Raw genomic sequence first — 18,425 nt, 5'->3', positions numbered from 1 at the left:
CCCCGTGACAGACAGCACTCTCGACCGACCCGAGGTCGCCACGACGGCAGGCCGTGTGCGCGGCCGGTGGCGCGACGGCTCCGCCGCGTTCCTCGGCATCCCGTTCGCGGAGCCGCCGGTCGGCGACCTCCGCTTCGCCGCCCCGGTGCCGCACCGGCCGTGGGAGGGCGTCCGCGACGCCGGCGAGCACGGCGCCACTCCGCAGCGCAAGGCGCTCGCGGAGATCACGCTCATCCCCGAGCCGTCCTACCCCGGCGAGTCGACGCTCAATGTGGACGTCTTCACCCCGCGCCCCGGAGACACCGACGCGAAGCTGCCGGTGCTCGTCTACATCCACGGCGGCGGCTACGTCGCCGGCTCGCCGGCCAGCCCCTGGTACGACGGCGCGGCGTTCAACCGCGACGGCGTGGTGACCGTGAGCGTGTCCTACCGGCTCGGCTTCGACGGCTTCGGCTGGATCGAGGACGCCCCGGCCAACCGCGGCATCCTGGACTGGATCCTGGCGCTGGAGTGGGTGCGCGACAACATCGCGGCCTTCGGCGGCGACCCGGCGCAGGTCACGATCGCCGGCCAGTCCGCCGGCGGCGGCGCCGTGCTCACCCTGCTGACCGTGCCGCGGGCGGCGAGCCTGTTCCAGCGCGTCTACTCGATCTCGGGCACGACCGCGAGCGTGACGCCGGCGGACGCCGAGCGCTACGGCCGCGCCCTCGCCGCCGCGGCCGGGGTCGAGCCGACCCGCGCCGGGCTGTCCACGCTGACCGAGGAGCGGATCCTCGCGCTGCAGGGCGAGGACGACGCGGTCACCTCCCCGGAGGCGCCGGCGGACCCGCTCGCCCCGCTGCGCGCGCTCGCCTCCGGGTCCGCGCTGCGCTGGGCTCCGGTCGTGGACGGCGACCTCGTGCCCGCGCCCATCGCCGCGGCTATCGCGGACGGTGTCGGCGCCGACAAGGGACTGGTGCTCGGCGCCACCGACAACGAGTTCAACATGGCCGTGTCCGATCTGCGCGAGACGCTGGCGGACGCCGACCCGGCCGGCCTGCTGACCGCGGTCGGCGTCCCGCAGGAGGCGGCGGGCGCCTATGTCGCCGCCCACCCCGGCCTCGACACGGCCGGGATGCTCGGGCAGTTCGTCACCGACGCGATGTTCCGGGCGCCCGCGCGGGAGATCGCCGAATCCCGCGCCGCGGCCGGCACGCCCGCCTGGGTCTACCGGTTCGCGTGGGCGTCGCCCACCTTCGGCGCGGCCGTGCACTGCCTCGACGTGCCGTTCTTCTTCGACTGCCTGGACAGCGAGCGGGTGTCGTACATCGCGGGCGACGAGCCGCCGGCCTCCCTCGCCGACGAGGTGCACGGCGCCGCGGTGCGGTTCATCGCCACCGGCGACCCGGGCTGGCCCGCCTACGCGCTGCCGGAGCGCGAGGTGCAGGTGTTCGACGTGCCGACCATCGCGGTGGGGGACGGCCTGGCCGACGTCGGCGTGCTTCAGAGCGCGCGCTGACGTCCATGGCCCGGGACGGCGGAGGCGACGCCGCCGTCCCGGGCGACTTTCGCGTCGTGCGCTGCGTGCGGTGAGGGTCAGGCGGCCCAGCGGGGACCGAAGCCGGTCACCGTGACCGCGCGCGGCTCGTCCGCGTCCAGGTCCGCCTCCTCGAGGTCGGCCTCGGCGAGTTCGTCGGCCGCCGTGTCGGCGGCGCCGGTCGGCCGGACGATGTCGACCTCCAGCCAGGACTCCGCAACGCCGTCGAGCATCCCGCCGCCCCACTCGACCACCACGACCGAACCGGCGAAGTCGATGTCGAGGTCGTCCAGCTCCACCGCGCTGCCCAGCCGGTAGGCGTCCACGTGCACGAGCGGCGACCCGCCGACGAGGCTCGGATGGCTGCGCGCCAGCACGAAGGTCGGGCTGGTGACCGGCCCGCGGACGCCGAGCCCCTCGCCGATCCCCCGGGTCAGCGTCGTCTTGCCCGCGCCCAGCGGACCCGTCAGGACCAGGAGGTCGCCCGCTGCCAGCATCCCGGCCAGTTCGACGCCGAGCGCGTGCATGTCGGCGCTCGTCGCGATGGAGCGGTCGATCAGGACGCGCCCGCTCACGCCGGTCCCCCGCGGTAGCTGCGGCGCAGCCGGCCGCCCAGCCGCGTGACGATCTCGTAGTTGATGGTGTCCGCCGCCTCGGCCCAGTCGTCGGCCCCCGGCACTCCCGTGGCGGGATCGCCGAACAGCACGACCTCGTCGCCGACCGCGACCTCGGCGTCGCCGACGTCGACCACGAACTGGTCCATCGCGACCCGGCCGGAGACACGGTAGCGCCGGCCGCCGATGGAGACCGGGCCTCGGCTGGAGGCGTGCCGCGGGATGCCCTCGGCGTAGCCGAGCGGGACGAGCGCGAGCGTCGTCTCCGCCGTCGTGCGATACGTGTAGTCGTAGGAGACTCCGGTGTCCGCGGCCACCCGGCGCACCGCGGCGACCCGGCCGCGCAGCGTCATGGCGGGTCGCAGGCCCAGCTCGGCCGCGGAGTCCGCGCCGAACGGGCTCAGCCCATAGACCGCCAGCCCGAGCCGGACGAGGTTGAACCGCGACTCCGGGAGGCTCAGCGCGGCCGCGCTCGCGGCGATGTGCCGCAGTTCCGGGCGCAGGCCCGCGGCCTCCGCCTGCTCGATGCCGCGCGAGAACGCGGCGATCGCGGCGCGGTCGTCCGCGGGCGACGCGTTCGAGACGTGGCTGAACAGGCCGCGCACCACCAGGGTGCCGGACTGCTCCAGCTCGTGCGCCCGCGCGACGACGGCCTCCCACTCGGACGCCGGGACGCCGTTGCGGCTCAGCCCGGTCTCGAGCTTGAGCTGGACGAACGCCGGCGCGTCCACGGCGCCCGCGGCCGCTGCGGCCTCCAGCTGGGCGCGCGAGGAGATCCCCACGTCGATTCCCGCCGCGACCGCGGCCGCGAAGTCCTCGTCCGGGTCGTGCAGCCAGGCCAGCACGGGAGCCTCGATGCCGGCCGCGCGCAGCTGCAGACCCTCGGCGACGTCCGCGACGCCGAGCCAGTCGGCCCCGCCCGCGAGGGCCGCCCGGGCGCACTCGACGGCGCCGTGCCCGTACGCGTTCGCCTTCACGACGGCCATCACGTGCTCGGTGCCCACGAGCTCGCGCAGGCGCGCCACGTTCGCGGTCACCGCGTCCAGGTCGACGACGGCCTCACGGAAAGCCGCGCTCACGCGTCGCGCTCCAGCACCACGAACGCCGTGGCGATCCCGGCATCGTGCGACATCGACACGTGGATGTGCGCGATTCCTCGCTCGGCGACTTGGCGTCCGACCACGTTGTGCAGCACGAAACCCGGGTTCCTCTCTTCGTCGGGCACGATCTCCATGTCGTGCCAGCGCACGCCCTCCGAGCCGCCGAGCGCCTTGATGAGCGCCTCCTTGGCGGCGAAGCGCGCGGCGAGGGAGTGCACGGGCAGGCCGCGCTCCGCCTCCGTGAAGAGGCGCTCGCGCAGCTTCGGCGAGCGGTCCAGCGATCGGGCGAAGCGCGCCAGATCGACGACGTCGACCCCGATGCCGGCGATCACGGCCGCCCCTACTCCACGGTGACGGACTTGGCCAGGTTGCGCGGCTGGTCCACGTCCAGGCCCTTGGCCGCCGACAGCTCCATCGCGAAGATCTGCAGCGGGACGACGCTGAGCAGCGGCTCGAACAGCGGCGCGGCGAGCGGAATGCGGATGACCTCGTCGGCGAACGGCAGCACGGCGGCGTCCCCGGCCTCGGCGATCGCGATGACGCGGGCGCCGCGGGCGCGGATCTCCTGGATGTTGGAGACGACCTTCTTGTGCAGCTCGTCCGACCAGCGCGGGCTCGGCACCACGACGAACACGGGCTGGCCCGGCTCGATCAGTGCGATCGGGCCGTGCTTGAGCTCGCCGGCGGCGAAGCCCTCCGCGTGGATGTAGGCGAGCTCCTTGAGCTTGAGCGCGCCCTCGAGCGCGATCGGGTAGCCGACGTGACGGCCGAGGAACAGCACGGAGCGGGTGTCCGACATCCAGTGCGCGAGCTGGGCGATCGCCTCGTGCGCCTCGAGGACGGTGGCGATCTTCTCCGGGACGGCCTGGAGCTCGGCGACGGCGTCGCGCTGCTGGGCGGCGGAGAGCGTGCCGCGCACCCGGGCGAGGTGCAGGCCGAAGAGGTAGAGCGCGGTGATCTGCGCGACGAACGCCTTGGTCGAGGCGACCGCGACCTCCGGACCCGCGTGCGTGTACAGCGCGGCGTCGGACTCGCGCGGGATGGTCGCGCCCTGGGTGTTGCAGACCGAGATCGCCTTGGCGCCGGCCTCGCGGGCGTACTTGACGGCCATCAGCGTGTCCATCGTCTCGCCGGACTGGCTGATCGAGATGACCAGCGTCCCGTCGGTGAGGACCGGCTCCCGGTAGCGGAACTCGTGGCTGAGCTCGACCGTGACGGGAACGCGCGCCCACTTCTCGATCGCGTAGCTGCCGACCAGGCCGGCGTAGGCTGCGGTGCCGCAGGCGACGATGGTGATGCGGTCGACGCCGGCGAGGAAGGCGTCGCCCAGCGCGTCCAGCTCGGGGATGTGCACGGTGCCGTCGACGACGCGGCCGCGCAGCGTGTTCGCCACCGCGTCCGGCTCCTCGGCGATCTCCTTGGCCATGAAGGACGACCAGCCGCCCTTCTCGGCGGCGGAGGCGTCCCAGGCGACCTCGAACGGCTCCACCTCGACAGGCGCGCCGGCGAAGTCGGTCACGGTGACCGACTCGGGCGTGATGGTGACGATCTGGTCCTGGCCGATGGCCAGCGCGCGACGGGTGTGCTCGACGAACGCGGCGACGTCGGAGCCGAGGAAGTTCTCGCCCTCGCCCAGCCCGATCACGAGCGGGGAGTTGCGGCGGGCGCCGACGACGACGTGCGGCTGGTCCTGGTGCAGCGCGAGGAGCGTGAAGGCCCCCTCCAGCCGGGAGACGACGCGCTGGAACGCCTCGCTCAGGTCGCCGGTGGCCCGGTACTCGCGGCCCAGCAGCACGGCCGCGACCTCGGTGTCGGTCTCGGACTCGAACGAGAAGCCGTCGGCGAGCAGCTCGTCCTTGAGCGTCGCGAAGTTCTCGATGATGCCGTTGTGGATGACGGCCAGGCGGCCCTCGTCACCCAGGTGCGGGTGCGCGTTGCGGTCGGTCGGGCCGCCGTGGGTCGCCCAGCGGGTGTGGCCGATGCCGGTGCCCCCGTTGGGGATCGGGTTGGCCTCGAGGTCACCGGCGAGGACGGAGAGCTTGCCGGCCTTCTTGGCGGTGCCGAGGCGCCCCTCCGGGTCGATGACGGCGACGCCGGCCGAGTCGTAGCCGCGATACTCGAGGCGCTTCAGGCCGCCGAGCAGCACCTCCAGGCTCTTGTCGGTACCGACGTACCCCACGATTCCACACATGCACCCGAGTCTACGTGACGCGCACCTTAGACTTGTCGCCTATGGCTGAGAACGGCGCCGCTCGCGGCGGATCCACGGCGAACGGCGAGACCAGCACCCCCTTCGTGGAGCTGAGCCGTTCCGACTGGGCCGAGCTGGCGCAGAACACCCCGCTGCCGCTGAAGGAGACCGAGGTCGTGCAGTTGCGCGGGCTCGGCGACCCGCTGGACCTGCGGGAGGTCGAGGAGGTCTACCTGCCGCTCAGCCGGCTGCTCAACCTGTACGTCGGCGGCACCAAGCAGCTCCACAGGGTGACCAGCGACTTCCTCGGCGAGCGCGCCCAGCCGACGCCGTTCGTGATCGGCGTCGCCGGCTCGGTGGCCGTGGGCAAGTCGAGCATCGCGCGCCTGCTGCGCGAACTGCTCTCCCGGTGGGACGACACCCCGCGGGTCGAGCTCGTCACGACCGACGGCTTCCTGCTCCCGAACGCGGAGCTCGAGCGCCGCGGCCTGATGGAGCGCAAGGGCTTCCCGGAGTCGTACGACCGCCGCGCCCTGCTGCGCTTCGTCACGGAGGTCAAGAGCGGCGCCCCGGAGGTCCGGGCGCCCTTCTACTCGCACCTGAGCTACGACATCGTCCCCGACGCCGAGATCGTGGTCCGCCGGCCGGACGTGCTGATCGTGGAGGGGCTGAACGTGCTCCAGCCGGCGGGCGGCGGCAACCGGCTCGCGGTGAGCGACCTCTTCGACTTCAGCGTCTACGTGGACGCCCGCACGCGCGATATCGCGCACTGGTACGAGGAGCGCTTCCTCAAGCTCCAGCGCGGCGCGTTCGCCAACCCCAAGTCGTACTTCCACCGCTACTCGCAGCTCACCGAGGAGCAGGCCAGGTCGCGGGCCGCGTCGATCTGGACGGCGATCAACGAGCCCAACCTCATCCAGAACATCCGACCCACGCGGTCGCGCGCGAAGCTCGTGCTGCGCAAGGAGGCCGACCACACCGTCAGCTCGGTGCTGCTCCGCAAGCTGTAGCGGGGCGCTCGCGCCTCGCGCCCACAGAACGCGTGCTCGAAGACTCTGGTCCGGCCGTCCTGGTTCCCGTAGGCATGAGGCATGGCTACACCACGATCCCGCGCTGCAGAACTCTTCGGCGAACGGGTGCGCGCGGCGCGGATGGCGCTCGGCGTCAGCCAGGAGGAGATCGCCCAGCTCGCCGACATGCACGTGACCAACTACGGGCGCGTCGAGCGGGGCGAGGCCAACTCGGAGCTGCACACCATCGTCCGCCTCGCGACCGCCCTCGACATCGACCCCGCGCAACTCGTCGCCGGGTTGTACGGCGACGGCATGCTCCCCGATCGGGAGCGCGCTTTCTCGGTCGCCGACTTCATCGCGGCGAAGCGGTCGAAGGAGAACACCTAGGGTATATATGCACCACGCGTCCGCGCATATTGTCTCCGCACTCTGGGAAAGAATCCCGCGGGACAGCAGAGTAGACGTATGTCGTCCCCGCGCTTCGAGGCAGCCCGCATCCTGGGCGACCGCTTGCGGGCGCGGCGCATCGACCTCGGCCTCTCACAGTACGAGGTGGCCAACCTCAGCCAGGTCGATGTCGCCAACTACGGCAAGGTGGAGCGCGGCGCGGGCAATCCGACGTTGCTGACGCTGCTGCAACTCGCGGTCACGCTCGAGACGGAGCCCGGCGCGCTCCTGGAGGGCCTGGCCGACACCGCCCTCCTGCCGGAGCGCACGCGACCGTTCTCGGTCTCCGACTTCGTGCGCGAGCAGAACGCCCGGCTCGACCGGGCGGCCGCCACGGACTGACCGCACAGCGCTGCGGCGGCGCCGGGACGACGACCCCACGTGCGCGGCCGCAACCGGCGACGCATCGCCAGGGACCACCGCGGGCCGCGGCGGCGCGGTCAGACGCCGAGCCGCTCCCGCACCACGTCCGCCAGCTCGTTGGCGAGGCGCTCCGCGGTCGTCTGGTCCGCCGCCTCCACCATGACCCGCACCAGCGGCTCGGTGCCGGACGGGCGCAGCAGCACCCGGCCGGTGTCGCCCAGCGCCGCCTCGGCGGTCTGGACGGCCAGCTGCAGCGGCTCGTCGGTGTGGACGGCGTGGTGGTCCACGCCCTTCACGTTCACCATGACCTGCGGGTACACGGTCATCACCTTGGCCAGCTCGGCCAGCGACTTGCGCTGGCGCGCCATCTCGCTGAGGAGGTGCAGCCCGGTGAGGATGCCGTCGCCGGTGGTCGCGAACTCGCGCATGATGACGTGACCCGACTGCTCGCCACCGAGGGCGTAGTCGTTCTGGTTCATCTCCTCGAGCACGTAGCGGTCGCCGACGGCGGTCTCCACGATCCGGATGCCGTGCTCGCGCATGGCGATCTTGAGGCCGAGGTTGCTCATCACGGTCGCGACGAGGGTGTCGTCGGTGAGCTTCCCGCGCTCCTTCATGCCGACCGCGAGGATCGCCATGATCTGGTCACCGTCGACGACGTTGCCGTCCGCGTCGATCGCGAGGCAGCGGTCGGCGTCGCCGTCGTGGGCGATCCCGACGTCGGCGCCGGCCGCGAGGACGGCCTTCGCCAGGTTGTCGAGGTGGGTCGAGCCGACACCGTCGTTGATGTTCATGCCGTCCGGCGAGTCGCCGATGACGGTCACCCGGGCGCCCGCGTCGGTGAACACCTCGGGCGAGATGCCGGCGGCCGCGCCGTGGGCGCAGTCGAGCACGACGTGGATGCCGTCGAGCCGGTGCGGGAGGCTCGCCAGCAGGTGGACCACGTAGCGGTCCTCCGCGTCGGCGAAGCGGCGGATGCGGCCGACATCGGCTCCCGTCGGCGTCAGCTTCTCCATGTCGAGGTGCTGCTCGATGCGGTCCTCGACGATGTCGGGGAGCTTGGTGCCGCCCCGCGCGAAGATCTTGATCCCGTTGTCGGGGGCCGGGTTGTGCGAGGCCGACACCATCACGCCGAAGTCGGCGTCGATGTCGGCGATCAGGAAGGCCGTGGCCGGCGTCGGGATGACACCGGCGTCGTAGACGTCGATGCCGGAGCTGGCCAGCCCGGCCGCGACGGCGGCCGAGAGGAACTCGCCGGAGACCCGGGGGTCCCTGGCGACGATCGCCAGCGGGCGCTTGCCCGCGGCGCGCCGCGCCTCGGCGCTGCGGCCTCGCGTCAGCACAGCAGCAGCTGACTGAGCGAGGCCGAGCGCCAGGTCGGCGGTGAGCGTACCGTTCGCGAGTCCGCGGACTCCGTCGGTTCCGAAAAGGCGGGGCATGGACCGAAGCCTAGACGCTGGGATGCGTCAACGCTTGGAGAACTGCGAAGCCTTGCGGGCCTTCTTGAGACCGGCCTTCTTGCGCTCGGTGACGCGGGCGTCGCGGGTGAGGAAGCCGGCCTTCTTGAGGGTCGGGCGGTTGTTCTCGCGGTCGATCTCGTTCAGCGCGCGGGCGATGGCGAGGCGCAGGGCGCCGGCCTGACCCGACGGGCCGCCGCCGGTGATGCGGGCGACGACGTCGTAGGAGCCGATGAGGTCGAGGACCTTGAACGGGTCGGTGATGAGCTGCTGGTGCAGCTTGTTCGGGAAGTAGTCCGCGAACTCACGGCCGTTGACCGTGATGGTGCCGGAGCCCGGGACCAGGCGCGCACGCGCGATGGCCTCCTTGCGGCGGCCGACGGCCGCGCCGGGCACGGAGAGGACGGGACGCGGGGCGGCCGGGGCCGCGCTCTCGGGGGTCTCGGTCGAGTAGGACTCGACGTTCTCGACCTGGGCCGAGTCGATGCTGTCTGCGATCTTCGCCACGGTGGTGATAATCCTTTGTCTTTAAGTCAGTCGTGAAGGTCTGGATCGCTTACTGGGCGACCTGGCCGAGCGTGTACTGCTTCGGCTGCTGGGCGGCGTGCGGGTGCTCGCTTCCGGTGTAGACCTTCAGCTTGCGGAGCTGGGCGCGACCGAGGGAGGTCTTCGGCAGCATGCCGCGGACGGCCTTCTCGACGGCGCGCACCGGGTTCTTCTCGAGGAGCTCCGAGTACGTGGTGGCCTTGAGGCCGCCCGGGTAGCCCGAGTGGCGGTAGGCCTTCTTCTGCGCCGCCTTCTGGCCGGTGAGGGCCACCTTGTCGGCGTTCACGATGATGACGAAGTCGCCCATGTCCATGTGGGGGGCGAAGGTCGCCTTGTGCTTGCCGCGCAGGAGGGCGGCGGTGTGGCTGGCGAGACGGCCGAGCACGACATCGGTCGCGTCGATGACGACCCAGTCGCGCTGGATCTCGTCTGCCTTCGGGGTGTAAGTGCGCGTCACAGTAGTGGCTGCTTTCTGTATCGAACGGAGGAGTTCGTGAATCCCACTCCGATGGGGGTTGCCGCCTCGATGAGACGGGAACCGAAGCCGGTGGAGGGCTCACGTTCGTGGGTCGCGCCGCAGTGAGGCGCGGACACCAAGGATCAATACTACGCGACACGCCCGGAGGGGGTCAAACCGAGCGCCCGCCGACGCTCAGAGCGAGCGCATCCCGCGGGTCTGCTCGGCCCGCAGCGCGAGCTCCGCGTCGTCCGGATAGCCCACTTCCATCAGCGTCAGCCCGCGCGCCGGCATCACCTTGAAGGCGCTGGTGCGGACGCGCTCATCGCGCAGTTCGACCAGGTCGCCGGGGGTCAGCGAGCCCTCGCCGACCTCCACGCACGCGCCGACCAGCGCGCGGACCATGCTGTGGCAGAACGCGTCGGCCACGACCTCCCCGACCAGCACACCGTCGTCGTCGCGCCGCCAGGAGTAGTCGAGCAGGGTGCGGATCGTCGTCGCTCCCTCGCGCGCCTTGCAGTAGCTGGCGAAGTCGTGGAGGCCGAGCAGGCCGTGCGACGCCAGGTCCATCGCGTCGGCGTCGAGGTCCGCGGAGACCCAGGCCGTGCGGTGGCGCTGCAGGGGGTCGCGCAGCGCGAGCCGGTCCGCGACGCGGTACTCGTACCGGCGCCAGACCGCGGAGAACCGGGCGTCGAATCCCGTCGGCGCCTCGACGGCGCGCAGCACCACCACGTCGGACACCGGACCCAGGATGCCGTTCAGGCGCCGGGCCAGCGCCTCATGCGCCGCGAGCGGCGGCCGCTTGCCGTGCGGCTTGCGCAGCACCGCGACCTGCTCCGGCGCGAGGTCGACGTGCGCCACCTGCCCGCGCGCGTGCACACCCGCGTCGGTGCGCCCGGCCACCGTCAGGAGCGGAGGCTCGCCCGCGCGGCGGAAGATCGTCGCGAGCCCGGCCTCCAGCTCGCCCTGGACGGTGCGGAGCGCCGGCTGGCGGCCCCAGCCGTTGAAGTCCGTGCCCTGGTAGGCGATGTCGAGCCGGAATCGCGTCGCCTCGTCGGTCATCCCTCGATTCTAGAGAAGGCCGCTCAGTACTCCCGGACGAGCGCGGTCTCGCCGAACGTCGTGACGAAGCCCATCCCCGTGTACAGACTGTCGGCGCCGGTCGGGCTCGCGGCGTCCACGTCGAGGACGGCCTTCTCCCAGCCGCGGCGACGGCTCTCGGCGAGGACGGCGCCGAGCAGCGCCGGTGCGATCCGGCGGCCCCGGTGCGCGCGGGTGACCGCGACCGTCGAGATGTACGGCCCGGAGAAGCCCTGCGCGGGCCAGTCGTCCTCGTTCACGTCGCAGAGCACGACGCCCGCGACCTCATCTTCGGCCAGCGCGACGAACGACACGTCCGGCGCGAAGGTGCCCCCGATCAGCGACTCCCACTGCTCGTCGCTGAGCGGCTGGCTCCCCCAGTGATCGCGGAACGCCTCGTCGCGTGCGGCGTGGACGGCGTCGGCGAGCTCGCTCGTGTACGGGACGATCCGGACGTCCTCCGTCGGGGTCACTTCGGGGATCGGGAGGGCCAGGTCGCGTTCCATCGTGTGGAACCAGCGCACCGCTGCGAACCCCGCGGCCGTCAGCAGCCGCTCGCGGTCCGGCGCGCGCCGGTCGGCGTAGCCGACCAGCCAGCCGGGCAGGGCGGAGTCGAGCGCGGCGAGCTTCTGCTCCCCGCGCGCCCGCTGCCAGGCGATCAGCTCGCGGCCGATGCCCTTCCCCCGGTGCGCCGGGTGCACCGTGCCGTTCATGAACTCGCGCACCAGCGAGACCTGCCGCGGCGGCTCCAGCACCGAGCCGACCGCCAGCACTGCGCCGTCGTGGCCGACCGCGATCAGCGTGTCCGCCTCCAGGTCGAGGAAGCTGAAGGCGAGCTCGTCCTCCAGTTCCTCCCGCGTGGTCAGGAAGTTCGGGTGGTCGGCGGCGTCGCTCGCCCGCAGCACCGCGAGCACCGCGTCGGTGTCGGCCTCCGCGATCGGGCGCCACTCGGCGACCAGGGGATGCCGCGGCACGTACGTCGGCGGCGCCGCCACGCGCTCGCTCAGCGGTCGGAGGTCCTCGTCGATCGTCTCTGTCCCCGGCATCCCGCCAGCCTAGCGATAAGCGGCCTGGCGTCGACGCAGCCTACCGACCGCGACCGAGCTCTGCCGTGGGTGTGCGCGCCGTCTCCCGCGCGGTCAGCGCCGCCAGCGTCACGACCACCGCGATCACCGCCGTGAACACCGAGATGACGATCCAGCCGTCCGGCCCGGTGCCGCCCATCGCCGTGACGATGCTCGGGGCGAACCCGGCCATCAGGAATCCCAGCTGGGTCCCGATCGCGACGCCGGAGAAGCGCACCTCCCGCGGGAACATCTCGTTGTAGAACGACGGCCAGACCGCGTTCGCCGCGGCGTAGCCGAACGAGAACACCGCCACGGCGAGGACGAAGCTGACCCAGATCTCCTGACCCGACATCGACCGCAGGTAGAACGGCATCAGCACGGCGCTCGCGAGCGCCCCGTAGATGAACACGGGCTTCCGGCCGATCCGGTCCGCGAGCATCCCGAACAGCGGCTGCGTGACGAGCGCCACGATGTTCGCGACCACCACCAGCCAGAGCGTCACCGACGGGTCGAGGCCGGCGTCCGTGCCGTAGGCGATGGCGAGGTTGCCGAACACGGTGGAGACCGCCGCGATCATCGCGAGGACGACGACGCGCAGCACGTCGCGCCAGTGCGAGCGCAGCAGGCCGACCAGCGGCAGCTTCTCGATCTCGCCGCCCTCGGCGGCGCTGACGAACTCCGGGGACTCCGGAAGCGACCGGCGCACGACGAACGCGACGACCACCACGACCGCCGACAGCCAGAACGGGATGCGCCAGCCGATGGAGTACAGCAGGTCCTCCGGGAGCGCCATGATCGGGATGAACGCGATGGCCGCCAGCACCTGGCCGCCCTGCGTGCCGGTCAGCGTCCACGAGGTGAAGAAGGCGCGGCGGCCCTCCGGCGCGTGCTCCAGCGTCATGGAGCTCGCACCGGCCTGCTCCCCCGCGGCCGACAGCCCCTGCAGCAGCCGGCAGAGCACCAGCAGCACCGGCGCGAGCCAGCCGACCATCGCGAAGGTCGGCAGGCAGCCGATCGCGAAGGTGGAGAAGCCCATCAGCGCGAGGGTGAACACGAGCACCTTCCTGCGGCCGATCCGGTCGCCGAAGTGCCCGAGGATCACCGCGCCGACCGGCCGCGCCACGTAGGCGAAGCCGAACGTCGCGAACGACATCACCCGCGCGGTCGTGTCCGCGTCGGGGAAGAACACGTGCGGGAAGATCAGCGCGGCGGCCGAACCGAAGATGAAGAAGTCGTAGTACTCCACGGCCGAGCCGAGGAATCCGGCGAAGGCCGCGCGCACCGGTGTCCGGGTGCGCGCGGGTGCAGGGGCGAGGGTGGTCATCGTCGACACTCGTTTCTGTTGTTGCTGCTCGATCCGCCGGGCATCCCCGGCACGGATCAACGGTCCACGGCGAGGAGCCGGACGATCATGTCGCCGAGCATCTGCCGGTAGTGACCGGCGCGCGACTGGTTCAGCAGATCGCGGCCGAAGAGGTACCCGAACGTGTGGCGGTTGGCCACCGGGAAGACGCAGAAGGAGCTGATCGCCATGTGCACGTCGGTGGCGTCGATGTCGTCGCGGAAGACGCCCGCGGCCCGGCCGCGGCGCAGCACCTCGTCGATCAGCTCCAGGGCGGGGAGCGCGAGGCTCTCCGGCTCGCCCACCTCGCGCAGGAACGCGGCACGGTGGATGTTCTCGATCGCCACCAGGCGGACGAAGTCCTGCCGGCTGGTGTGGTGGTCGAAGGTGCGCTCGGCGATGACGCGGATGGCCTCCAGCGGCTCGAGGCCGGAGACGTCCAGCTCCTGCTCGTACCCGCGCATCTCGGCGTAGGCGGCCTCCAGCACGCTCACGTAGAGCTGCTCCTTGCCGCCGAAGTAGTAGTAGATCATCCGCTTGGTGGTGCTCATCCGGCGCGCGATCTCGTCCACGCGGGCGCCGGAGTAACCCCGGTCGGCGAACTCCTGCGTCGCCACGGCCAGGATCTCGGCGCGCGTGCGCTCCGCATCGCGGATCCGCTCGTGGTCCAGCCGGGTCATCCCGCCTCCTCGCTAATGAACTATCTGGTACGTTAAGAAACCTCGGGACGCTTTGTCAAGCGCCGCGGTTCCGCATGGTGGTCGAGGAGGACGCATGAGCGTGGTCGGAGAGTCGTACCTGGTGGGGCTCCTGGGCGAGGGTGTGCTGCCGTCGCTGACGCCGCCGCTGCACGAGCGGGAGGCGGACGAGCTCGGGTTGCGCTACCTCTACCGGCCGATCGATTTGCTCGCGCTGGACGGCGCGGGCGCTCCGGGCGCCCCAGGCGGCACCGGCGACCTGGACGCCACCATTGCCCGGGTCCTGGACGCCGCCGCCCTGCTGGGCTTCGACGCCCTCAACATCACCCACCCGTGCAAGCAGCGCGTCCTCGCGCACCTCGACGAGGTGACCCCTTCGGCGTCGGCCATCGGCTCGGTCAACACCGTCCTGCTCGCGGACGGCCGGCGCGTCGGCCACAACACCGACGTCACCGGTTTCGCCTCCGCGCTGCGCGACGGCCTGCCCGGCGCCGACCTCGGCGCTGTCGTCGTCATCGGCGCCGGGGGCGCGGGAGCCGCGGTCGCAGCCGCCCTGCTCGACGCCGGGGCCGGCCGGCTCACGATCATCGACCTCGACGCCTCCCGGGCCGGGGCGCTCGCCGGCGACCTGACCGCGCGCTTCCCCGGGGCGACGATCGACTCCGCCGCCGCGGACGCCCTCGCCGCCCGGCTGGCCGGCCCGGCGAGCGCGGTCACCGGCGTGGTCAACGCCAGCTTCGCCGGCATGCACACCCATCCAGGGATCCCCCTCGACCCCGGGCTGCTGCACGCCGGGCTCTGGGTGGCGGACATCGTCTACCGCCCGCTCGACACCGAGCTGCTCCGGGCGGCGCGTGCGGCCGGCTGCAGCACCCTCGACGGCGGCGGCATGGCCGTCGGGCAGGCCGCCGACGCCTTCCGCCTCATCACCGGGGTCGAGCCCGACCGCGACCGGATGCGGCCCCACTTCGCCGCCATGATCAGGGAGGGCCGCTGATGCAGACCTCGATCGCGACCGTCTGCCTGTCCGGCACCCTCGTCGATAAGCTGCACGCCATCGCCGACGCCGGCTTCGATGCCGTCGAGGTCTTCGAGCCGGACCTGATCGCCGCCCCGCAGACGCCGGAAGAGGTGCGCGCGCTGTGCGACCGGCTCGGGCTGCGGATCGCCCTCTACCAGCCGTTCCGCGACGCGGAGGGCGTCACCGAGCCCGAGTTCGCGCAGGTGCTGCGCCGGGCGGAGGCGAAGTTCGAGCTCATGGACCGACTCGGCGTCGACACCGTCCTGGTGTGCAGCAACGTCGCCACGGCCTCCATCGACGACGACGCGGTCTCAGCCGCGCAGCTCGCCCGCCTCGCCGATCTCGCGGCCGCGCGCGGCAAGCGCCTGGCGTTCGAGGCGCTGGCCTGGGGGCGGTTCATCGACGACTACCGGCGGGCCTGGCGAATCGTGGAGCGCGCGGACCATCCCGCGCTCGGCGTCTGCCTGGACAGCTTCCATATCCTCTCCCGCGGCCACGACCCCGCGGACATCGAGCGCATCCCCGGCGAGAAGATCTTCTTCGTCCAGCTCGCGGACGCGCCCCTGCTCTCGATGGACGTGCTCTCCTGGAGCCGGCACCACCGGCTGTTCCCTGGCGAGGGCGGCTTCGACCTCCCTGCGTTCGTCGGGCACACCCTGCGAGCCGGTTACACCGGGCCGCTCTCGCTGGAGGTCTTCAACGACGTGTTCCGCCAGACCGACCCGGCGAGGACCGCTCGGCACGCCCTCCGGTCGCTGACCGTACTGGAGGACGCGCTCGGGACCGACGCCCGCCCGGTCCCCGCGCCCCACGAGCTCGACCAGGTGGAGATCAAGGCGCAGGACACCGACGCCGTCGCCGCGGTGCTGGAGCGGATCGGCTTCGCGCCGAGCGGCCGGCACGTCACGAAGCCCGCCTGGCTCTACGCCGCCGGCGACGCCCGGATCGTCCTCAACGAGCACAACGCCACCGGGACGGCCCCGCACGTCGCCGGCTTCGGCATCCGCGTGGACCGGCCTGAGGACGCCGCCGCACGGGCGGAACGCCTCGGGGCGCAGCGCGCGCACCGTCGCCTGCTCGCCGGGGAGACCGACCTCCCGGCCGTGCTCGCGCCCGACGGCACGGAGATCCTGATCAGCGGCCCCCAGAGCGGCGCGGCGTGGCCCGGCGAGTTCGCCGGGGGCCACGGGACGCCCGACCCCTCGATCCGCGGCATCGACCACGTCAACCTCACCGAACCGGCCGCCGACATCGAGGAGGCCGTGCTGTTCTACGGCACGGCGCTCGGCCTCACGCGCGAGTCGTCGGCGGAGCTGGCCGGACCGGCGGGTCTGGTCCGGAGCCAGGTGCTCCGATCGGGCGACGGCGGTGTGCGCCTCGCGCTGAACGTCGTCCCGCCTCTCGCCGAACGCACGTCGACGACGCAGCGGCACGCGCAGCACGTCGCGATCGCCTGTGACGACCTCCCCGGGCTGATCGGCCGCGCGCGGGCCCGGGGCCTGCGCACGGTCCCCGTCTCGGCGAACTACTACGACGACCTCGGCGCGCGCTTCGACCTGCCGCCGGGCGAGCTGGAACGGCTCCGGGAGGCCGGGCTGCTCTACGACCGTGACGCCGCGGGCGAGTATCTGCACTGCTACACCGAGACGATCGGCACGGTCTTCTTCGAGCTGGTGGAGCGCCGCGACCGCTACGACGGCTTCGGCGCGGCCAACACCCCGGTCCGGCTCACCGCGCAGCACCTCTCACACTGAGCCCGGGAGAACGAAAGAGCCCCGCATCCGGTGGGATGCGGGGCTCTGTGCGGTTCGAGCGGAAGGCTCAGGCCTTCTCGGCCTCCGCCTCGGCGGTGGTCTCCTCGGCGGCCTCGGCGTCGCCGGTGGCCTCCTCGACGACCTCGGCCTCAGCCGCGGTGGTCTCCTCGGACGCGGTGTCCTCGGCGGCGGCCTCCGGGGCCTCCTCCTCGACGACCGGCTCCTCGACCGGAGCGGCCTTCGGGGCCTCGGCCTTCTTGGCCGGCTTGGCCTTCGGGGCGACGGGCTCGAGCACAAGCTCGATCTGCGCCATCGGCGCGTTGTCGCCCTTGCGGAAGCCGAGCTTGGTGATGCGGGTGTAGCCGCCCTCGCGCTCGGCGACCAGCGGCGCGATCTCCGTGAAGAGCTCGTGCACGACGGTCTTGTCGCCGATGACCGCGAGCACGCGACGGCGCGCGTGCAGGTCGCCGCGCTTCGCGAACGTGATCAGACGCTCGGCGTAGGGACGCAGGCGCTTGGCCTTGGTCTCGGTGGTCTTGATGCTCTTGTGCGTGAACAGCGCAGCGGCCAGGTTGGCGAGCATGAGGCGCTCGTGCGCGGGACCGCCTCCGAGGCGGGGGCCCTTGGTGGGCTTAGGCATGATCGGTTATCTCCAGTAGTGAAAAGTCGAAGGCTTCGCTGACGCGGCCTCAGATGGTGGACTCGTCTTCTTCGTACCCGCTGTAGAAGTGGGCGCCGTCGAATCCGGGGACCGAGTCCTTGAGCGACAGACCCATCTCGGTCAGCTTGTCCTTGACCTCATCCACCGACTTCTGGCCGAAGTTGCGGATGTTCATGAGCTGCGTCTCCGAGAGCGAGACGAGCTCGCTGACGGTGTTGATGCCCTCACGCTTGAGGCAGTTGTACGAGCGGACCGACAGGTCGAGGTCCTCGATCGGCATCGACAGCTCGGAGCTGAGCACCTGGTCGACCGGCGCGGGGCCGATCTCGATGCCCTCGGCCGCGCTGTTGAGCTCGCGGGCCAGGCCGAACAGCTCGACCAGCGTGCGGCCGGCGGACGCGATCGCGTCGCGCGGGCTGATCGCCGGCTTGGTCTCGACGTCGACGACGAGGCGGTCGAAGTCGGTGCGCTCGCCGGCACGGGTGGCCTCGACGCGGTAGGTGACCTTGAGGACCGGGGAGTAGATCGAGTCGATCGGGATCTGGCCCGCCTCGGAGTACTCGTTGCGGTTCTGCTGGGCCGAGACGTAGCCGCGGCCGCGCTCGATGGTCAGCTCGACCTCGAACTTCGCCTTGTCGTTCAGGGTGGCGATGACCAGCTCGGGGTTGTGGATCTCCACGCCCGCGGGAGCCGAGATGTCGGCGGCGGTGACCTGGCCGGAGCCGGTCTTGCGGAGGTAGGCGGTGATCGGCTCGTCGTGCTCGCTGGAGACGACCAGACCCTTGATGTTCAGGATGATCTCGGTGACATCCTCCTTGACACCCGGGACGGTGCTGAACTCGTGCAGCACGCCGTCGATGCGGATGCTGGTGACGGCGGCGCCCGGGATGGAGGAGAGCAGGGTGCGGCGCAGCGAGTTGCCGAGGGTGTAGCCGAAGCCCGGCTCGAGCGGCTCGATGACGAACCGCGAACGGAACTCGGAGATGTTCTCTTCGGTGAGCGTAGGACGCTGTGCAATGAGCACTATTGATTCCTTTCGGCTGAGTGTCCGCTATATGACACTCGCGTGAGTGAGGTGGGGTTCGTCACGCCGTCAGG

Annotated in this window: 19 protein-coding genes; 6 read left to right on the top strand and 13 right to left on the bottom strand. The window is 71.9% G+C overall.

The features are described 5' to 3' along the window. The first annotated feature begins 4 nt into the window (after nucleotides 1–4). Nucleotides 5–1,498 (top strand): carboxylesterase family protein, encoded by a 1,494-nt coding sequence (locus tag HNR13_RS22000; protein ID WP_179605034.1) that lies wholly within the window; start codon nucleotides 5–7, stop codon nucleotides 1,496–1,498. Nucleotides 1,499–1,575: 77 nt separating this feature from the next. On the opposite strand, the gene tsaE is transcribed toward HNR13_RS22000, so the two are convergent. The 4 genes from tsaE to glmS are packed head-to-tail and all read right to left on the bottom strand — an operon-like array spanning nucleotide 1,576 to nucleotide 5,421. Then, the gene (gene tsaE / locus HNR13_RS06720) at nucleotides 1,576–2,043 is read right to left on the bottom strand and encodes a tRNA (adenosine(37)-N6)-threonylcarbamoyltransferase complex ATPase subunit type 1 TsaE (RefSeq protein WP_179609198.1); all 468 of its coding nucleotides are present in this window, start codon (nucleotides 2,041–2,043) and stop codon (nucleotides 1,576–1,578) included. Between the two features lie 44 nt (nucleotides 2,044–2,087). Further along, nucleotides 2,088–3,209 carry an alanine racemase gene (gene alr / locus HNR13_RS06715; RefSeq protein ID WP_179605033.1) on the bottom strand — a complete coding sequence of 374 codons (1,122 nt, stop codon included), beginning with the start codon at nucleotides 3,207–3,209 and terminating at the stop codon, nucleotides 2,088–2,090. After that, nucleotides 3,206–3,562 (bottom strand): holo-ACP synthase, encoded by a 357-nt coding sequence (locus tag HNR13_RS06710; RefSeq protein WP_179605032.1) that lies wholly within the window; start codon nucleotides 3,560–3,562, stop codon nucleotides 3,206–3,208. The genes alr and HNR13_RS06710 overlap by 4 nt, the downstream gene beginning before the upstream one ends. Nucleotides 3,563–3,570: 8 nt before the next feature. After that, nucleotides 3,571–5,421 carry a glutamine--fructose-6-phosphate transaminase (isomerizing) gene (gene glmS / locus HNR13_RS06705; protein WP_179605031.1) on the bottom strand — a complete coding sequence of 617 codons (1,851 nt, stop codon included), beginning with the start codon at nucleotides 5,419–5,421 and terminating at the stop codon, nucleotides 3,571–3,573. A gap of 41 nt (nucleotides 5,422–5,462) precedes the next feature. On the opposite strand from glmS, the gene coaA reads away from it, so the two are divergent. The 3 genes from coaA (at nucleotide 5,463) to HNR13_RS06690 (ending at nucleotide 7,223) form a co-directional block, all read left to right on the top strand. Beyond that, a complete protein-coding gene (gene coaA / locus HNR13_RS06700) occupies nucleotides 5,463–6,431 on the top strand; it encodes a type I pantothenate kinase (protein WP_179605030.1) in 969 nt (322 codons plus the stop codon). A gap of 81 nt (nucleotides 6,432–6,512) precedes the next feature. Continuing rightward, the gene (locus HNR13_RS06695) at nucleotides 6,513–6,821 is read left to right on the top strand and encodes a helix-turn-helix domain-containing protein (protein WP_179605029.1); all 309 of its coding nucleotides are present in this window, start codon (nucleotides 6,513–6,515) and stop codon (nucleotides 6,819–6,821) included. A 78-nt stretch (nucleotides 6,822–6,899) separates the two neighbouring features. Next, nucleotides 6,900–7,223: a helix-turn-helix domain-containing protein gene (locus HNR13_RS06690; protein WP_179605028.1), complete on the top strand. Its 324-nt coding sequence runs from the start codon at nucleotides 6,900–6,902 to the stop codon at nucleotides 7,221–7,223. A 98-nt stretch (nucleotides 7,224–7,321) separates the two neighbouring features. Here the strand turns inward: HNR13_RS06690 and glmM are convergent, their stop codons facing one another. From glmM to HNR13_RS06655, 7 genes are all read right to left on the bottom strand, one after another. Beyond that, the gene (glmM, locus tag HNR13_RS06685) at nucleotides 7,322–8,683 is read right to left on the bottom strand and encodes a phosphoglucosamine mutase (RefSeq protein ID WP_179605027.1); all 1,362 of its coding nucleotides are present in this window, start codon (nucleotides 8,681–8,683) and stop codon (nucleotides 7,322–7,324) included. 27 nt (nucleotides 8,684–8,710) lie between these two features. Continuing rightward, a complete protein-coding gene (gene rpsI, locus HNR13_RS06680) occupies nucleotides 8,711–9,208 on the bottom strand; it encodes a 30S ribosomal protein S9 (RefSeq protein ID WP_179605026.1) in 498 nt (165 codons plus the stop codon). A gap of 49 nt (nucleotides 9,209–9,257) precedes the next feature. After that, entirely contained in the window at nucleotides 9,258–9,704 is a 447-nt protein-coding gene (rplM, locus tag HNR13_RS06675) for a 50S ribosomal protein L13 (RefSeq protein ID WP_179605025.1), read from the bottom strand. A 195-nt stretch (nucleotides 9,705–9,899) separates the two neighbouring features. Next, nucleotides 9,900–10,766: a tRNA pseudouridine synthase A gene (locus HNR13_RS06670; RefSeq protein WP_179605024.1), complete on the bottom strand. Its 867-nt coding sequence runs from the start codon at nucleotides 10,764–10,766 to the stop codon at nucleotides 9,900–9,902. A gap of 23 nt (nucleotides 10,767–10,789) precedes the next feature. Further along, nucleotides 10,790–11,830, bottom strand: coding sequence for a GNAT family N-acetyltransferase (locus HNR13_RS06665; RefSeq protein WP_179605023.1), 1,041 nt, complete (start codon nucleotides 11,828–11,830; stop codon nucleotides 10,790–10,792). 40 nt (nucleotides 11,831–11,870) lie between these two features. Continuing rightward, nucleotides 11,871–13,175 (bottom strand): MFS transporter, encoded by a 1,305-nt coding sequence (locus tag HNR13_RS06660; RefSeq protein WP_179605022.1) that lies wholly within the window; start codon nucleotides 13,173–13,175, stop codon nucleotides 11,871–11,873. A gap of 56 nt (nucleotides 13,176–13,231) precedes the next feature. After that, complete coding sequence (locus tag HNR13_RS06655; RefSeq protein WP_179605021.1) at nucleotides 13,232–13,873, bottom strand: TetR/AcrR family transcriptional regulator; 642 nt, start codon at nucleotides 13,871–13,873, stop codon at nucleotides 13,232–13,234. A 94-nt stretch (nucleotides 13,874–13,967) separates the two neighbouring features. On the opposite strand from HNR13_RS06655, the gene HNR13_RS06650 reads away from it, so the two are divergent. Further along, nucleotides 13,968–14,888 (top strand): shikimate dehydrogenase, encoded by a 921-nt coding sequence (locus tag HNR13_RS06650; RefSeq protein WP_179605020.1) that lies wholly within the window; start codon nucleotides 13,968–13,970, stop codon nucleotides 14,886–14,888. After that, the gene (locus HNR13_RS06645; RefSeq protein WP_179605019.1) at nucleotides 14,888–16,666 is read left to right on the top strand and encodes a bifunctional sugar phosphate isomerase/epimerase/4-hydroxyphenylpyruvate dioxygenase family protein; all 1,779 of its coding nucleotides are present in this window, start codon (nucleotides 14,888–14,890) and stop codon (nucleotides 16,664–16,666) included. The genes HNR13_RS06650 and HNR13_RS06645 overlap by 1 nt, the downstream gene beginning before the upstream one ends. Nucleotides 16,667–16,733: 67 nt before the next feature. Here HNR13_RS06645 and rplQ read toward each other — a convergent pair whose 3' ends face one another. After that, nucleotides 16,734–17,306 carry a 50S ribosomal protein L17 gene (gene rplQ / locus HNR13_RS06640; RefSeq protein ID WP_179605018.1) on the bottom strand — a complete coding sequence of 191 codons (573 nt, stop codon included), beginning with the start codon at nucleotides 17,304–17,306 and terminating at the stop codon, nucleotides 16,734–16,736. A 49-nt stretch (nucleotides 17,307–17,355) separates the two neighbouring features. Continuing rightward, nucleotides 17,356–18,351, bottom strand: coding sequence for a DNA-directed RNA polymerase subunit alpha (locus HNR13_RS06635; protein ID WP_179605017.1), 996 nt, complete (start codon nucleotides 18,349–18,351; stop codon nucleotides 17,356–17,358). Nucleotides 18,352–18,425: the final 74 nt, after the last annotated feature.

Source organism: Leifsonia shinshuensis (genome assembly GCF_013410375.1).
Classification (GTDB): Bacteria; Actinomycetota; Actinomycetes; order Actinomycetales; family Microbacteriaceae; genus Leifsonia; species Leifsonia shinshuensis.
The sequence above is the reverse complement of the archived record's forward strand: the minus strand, read 5'-3'. Positions and strand labels throughout refer to the sequence as shown.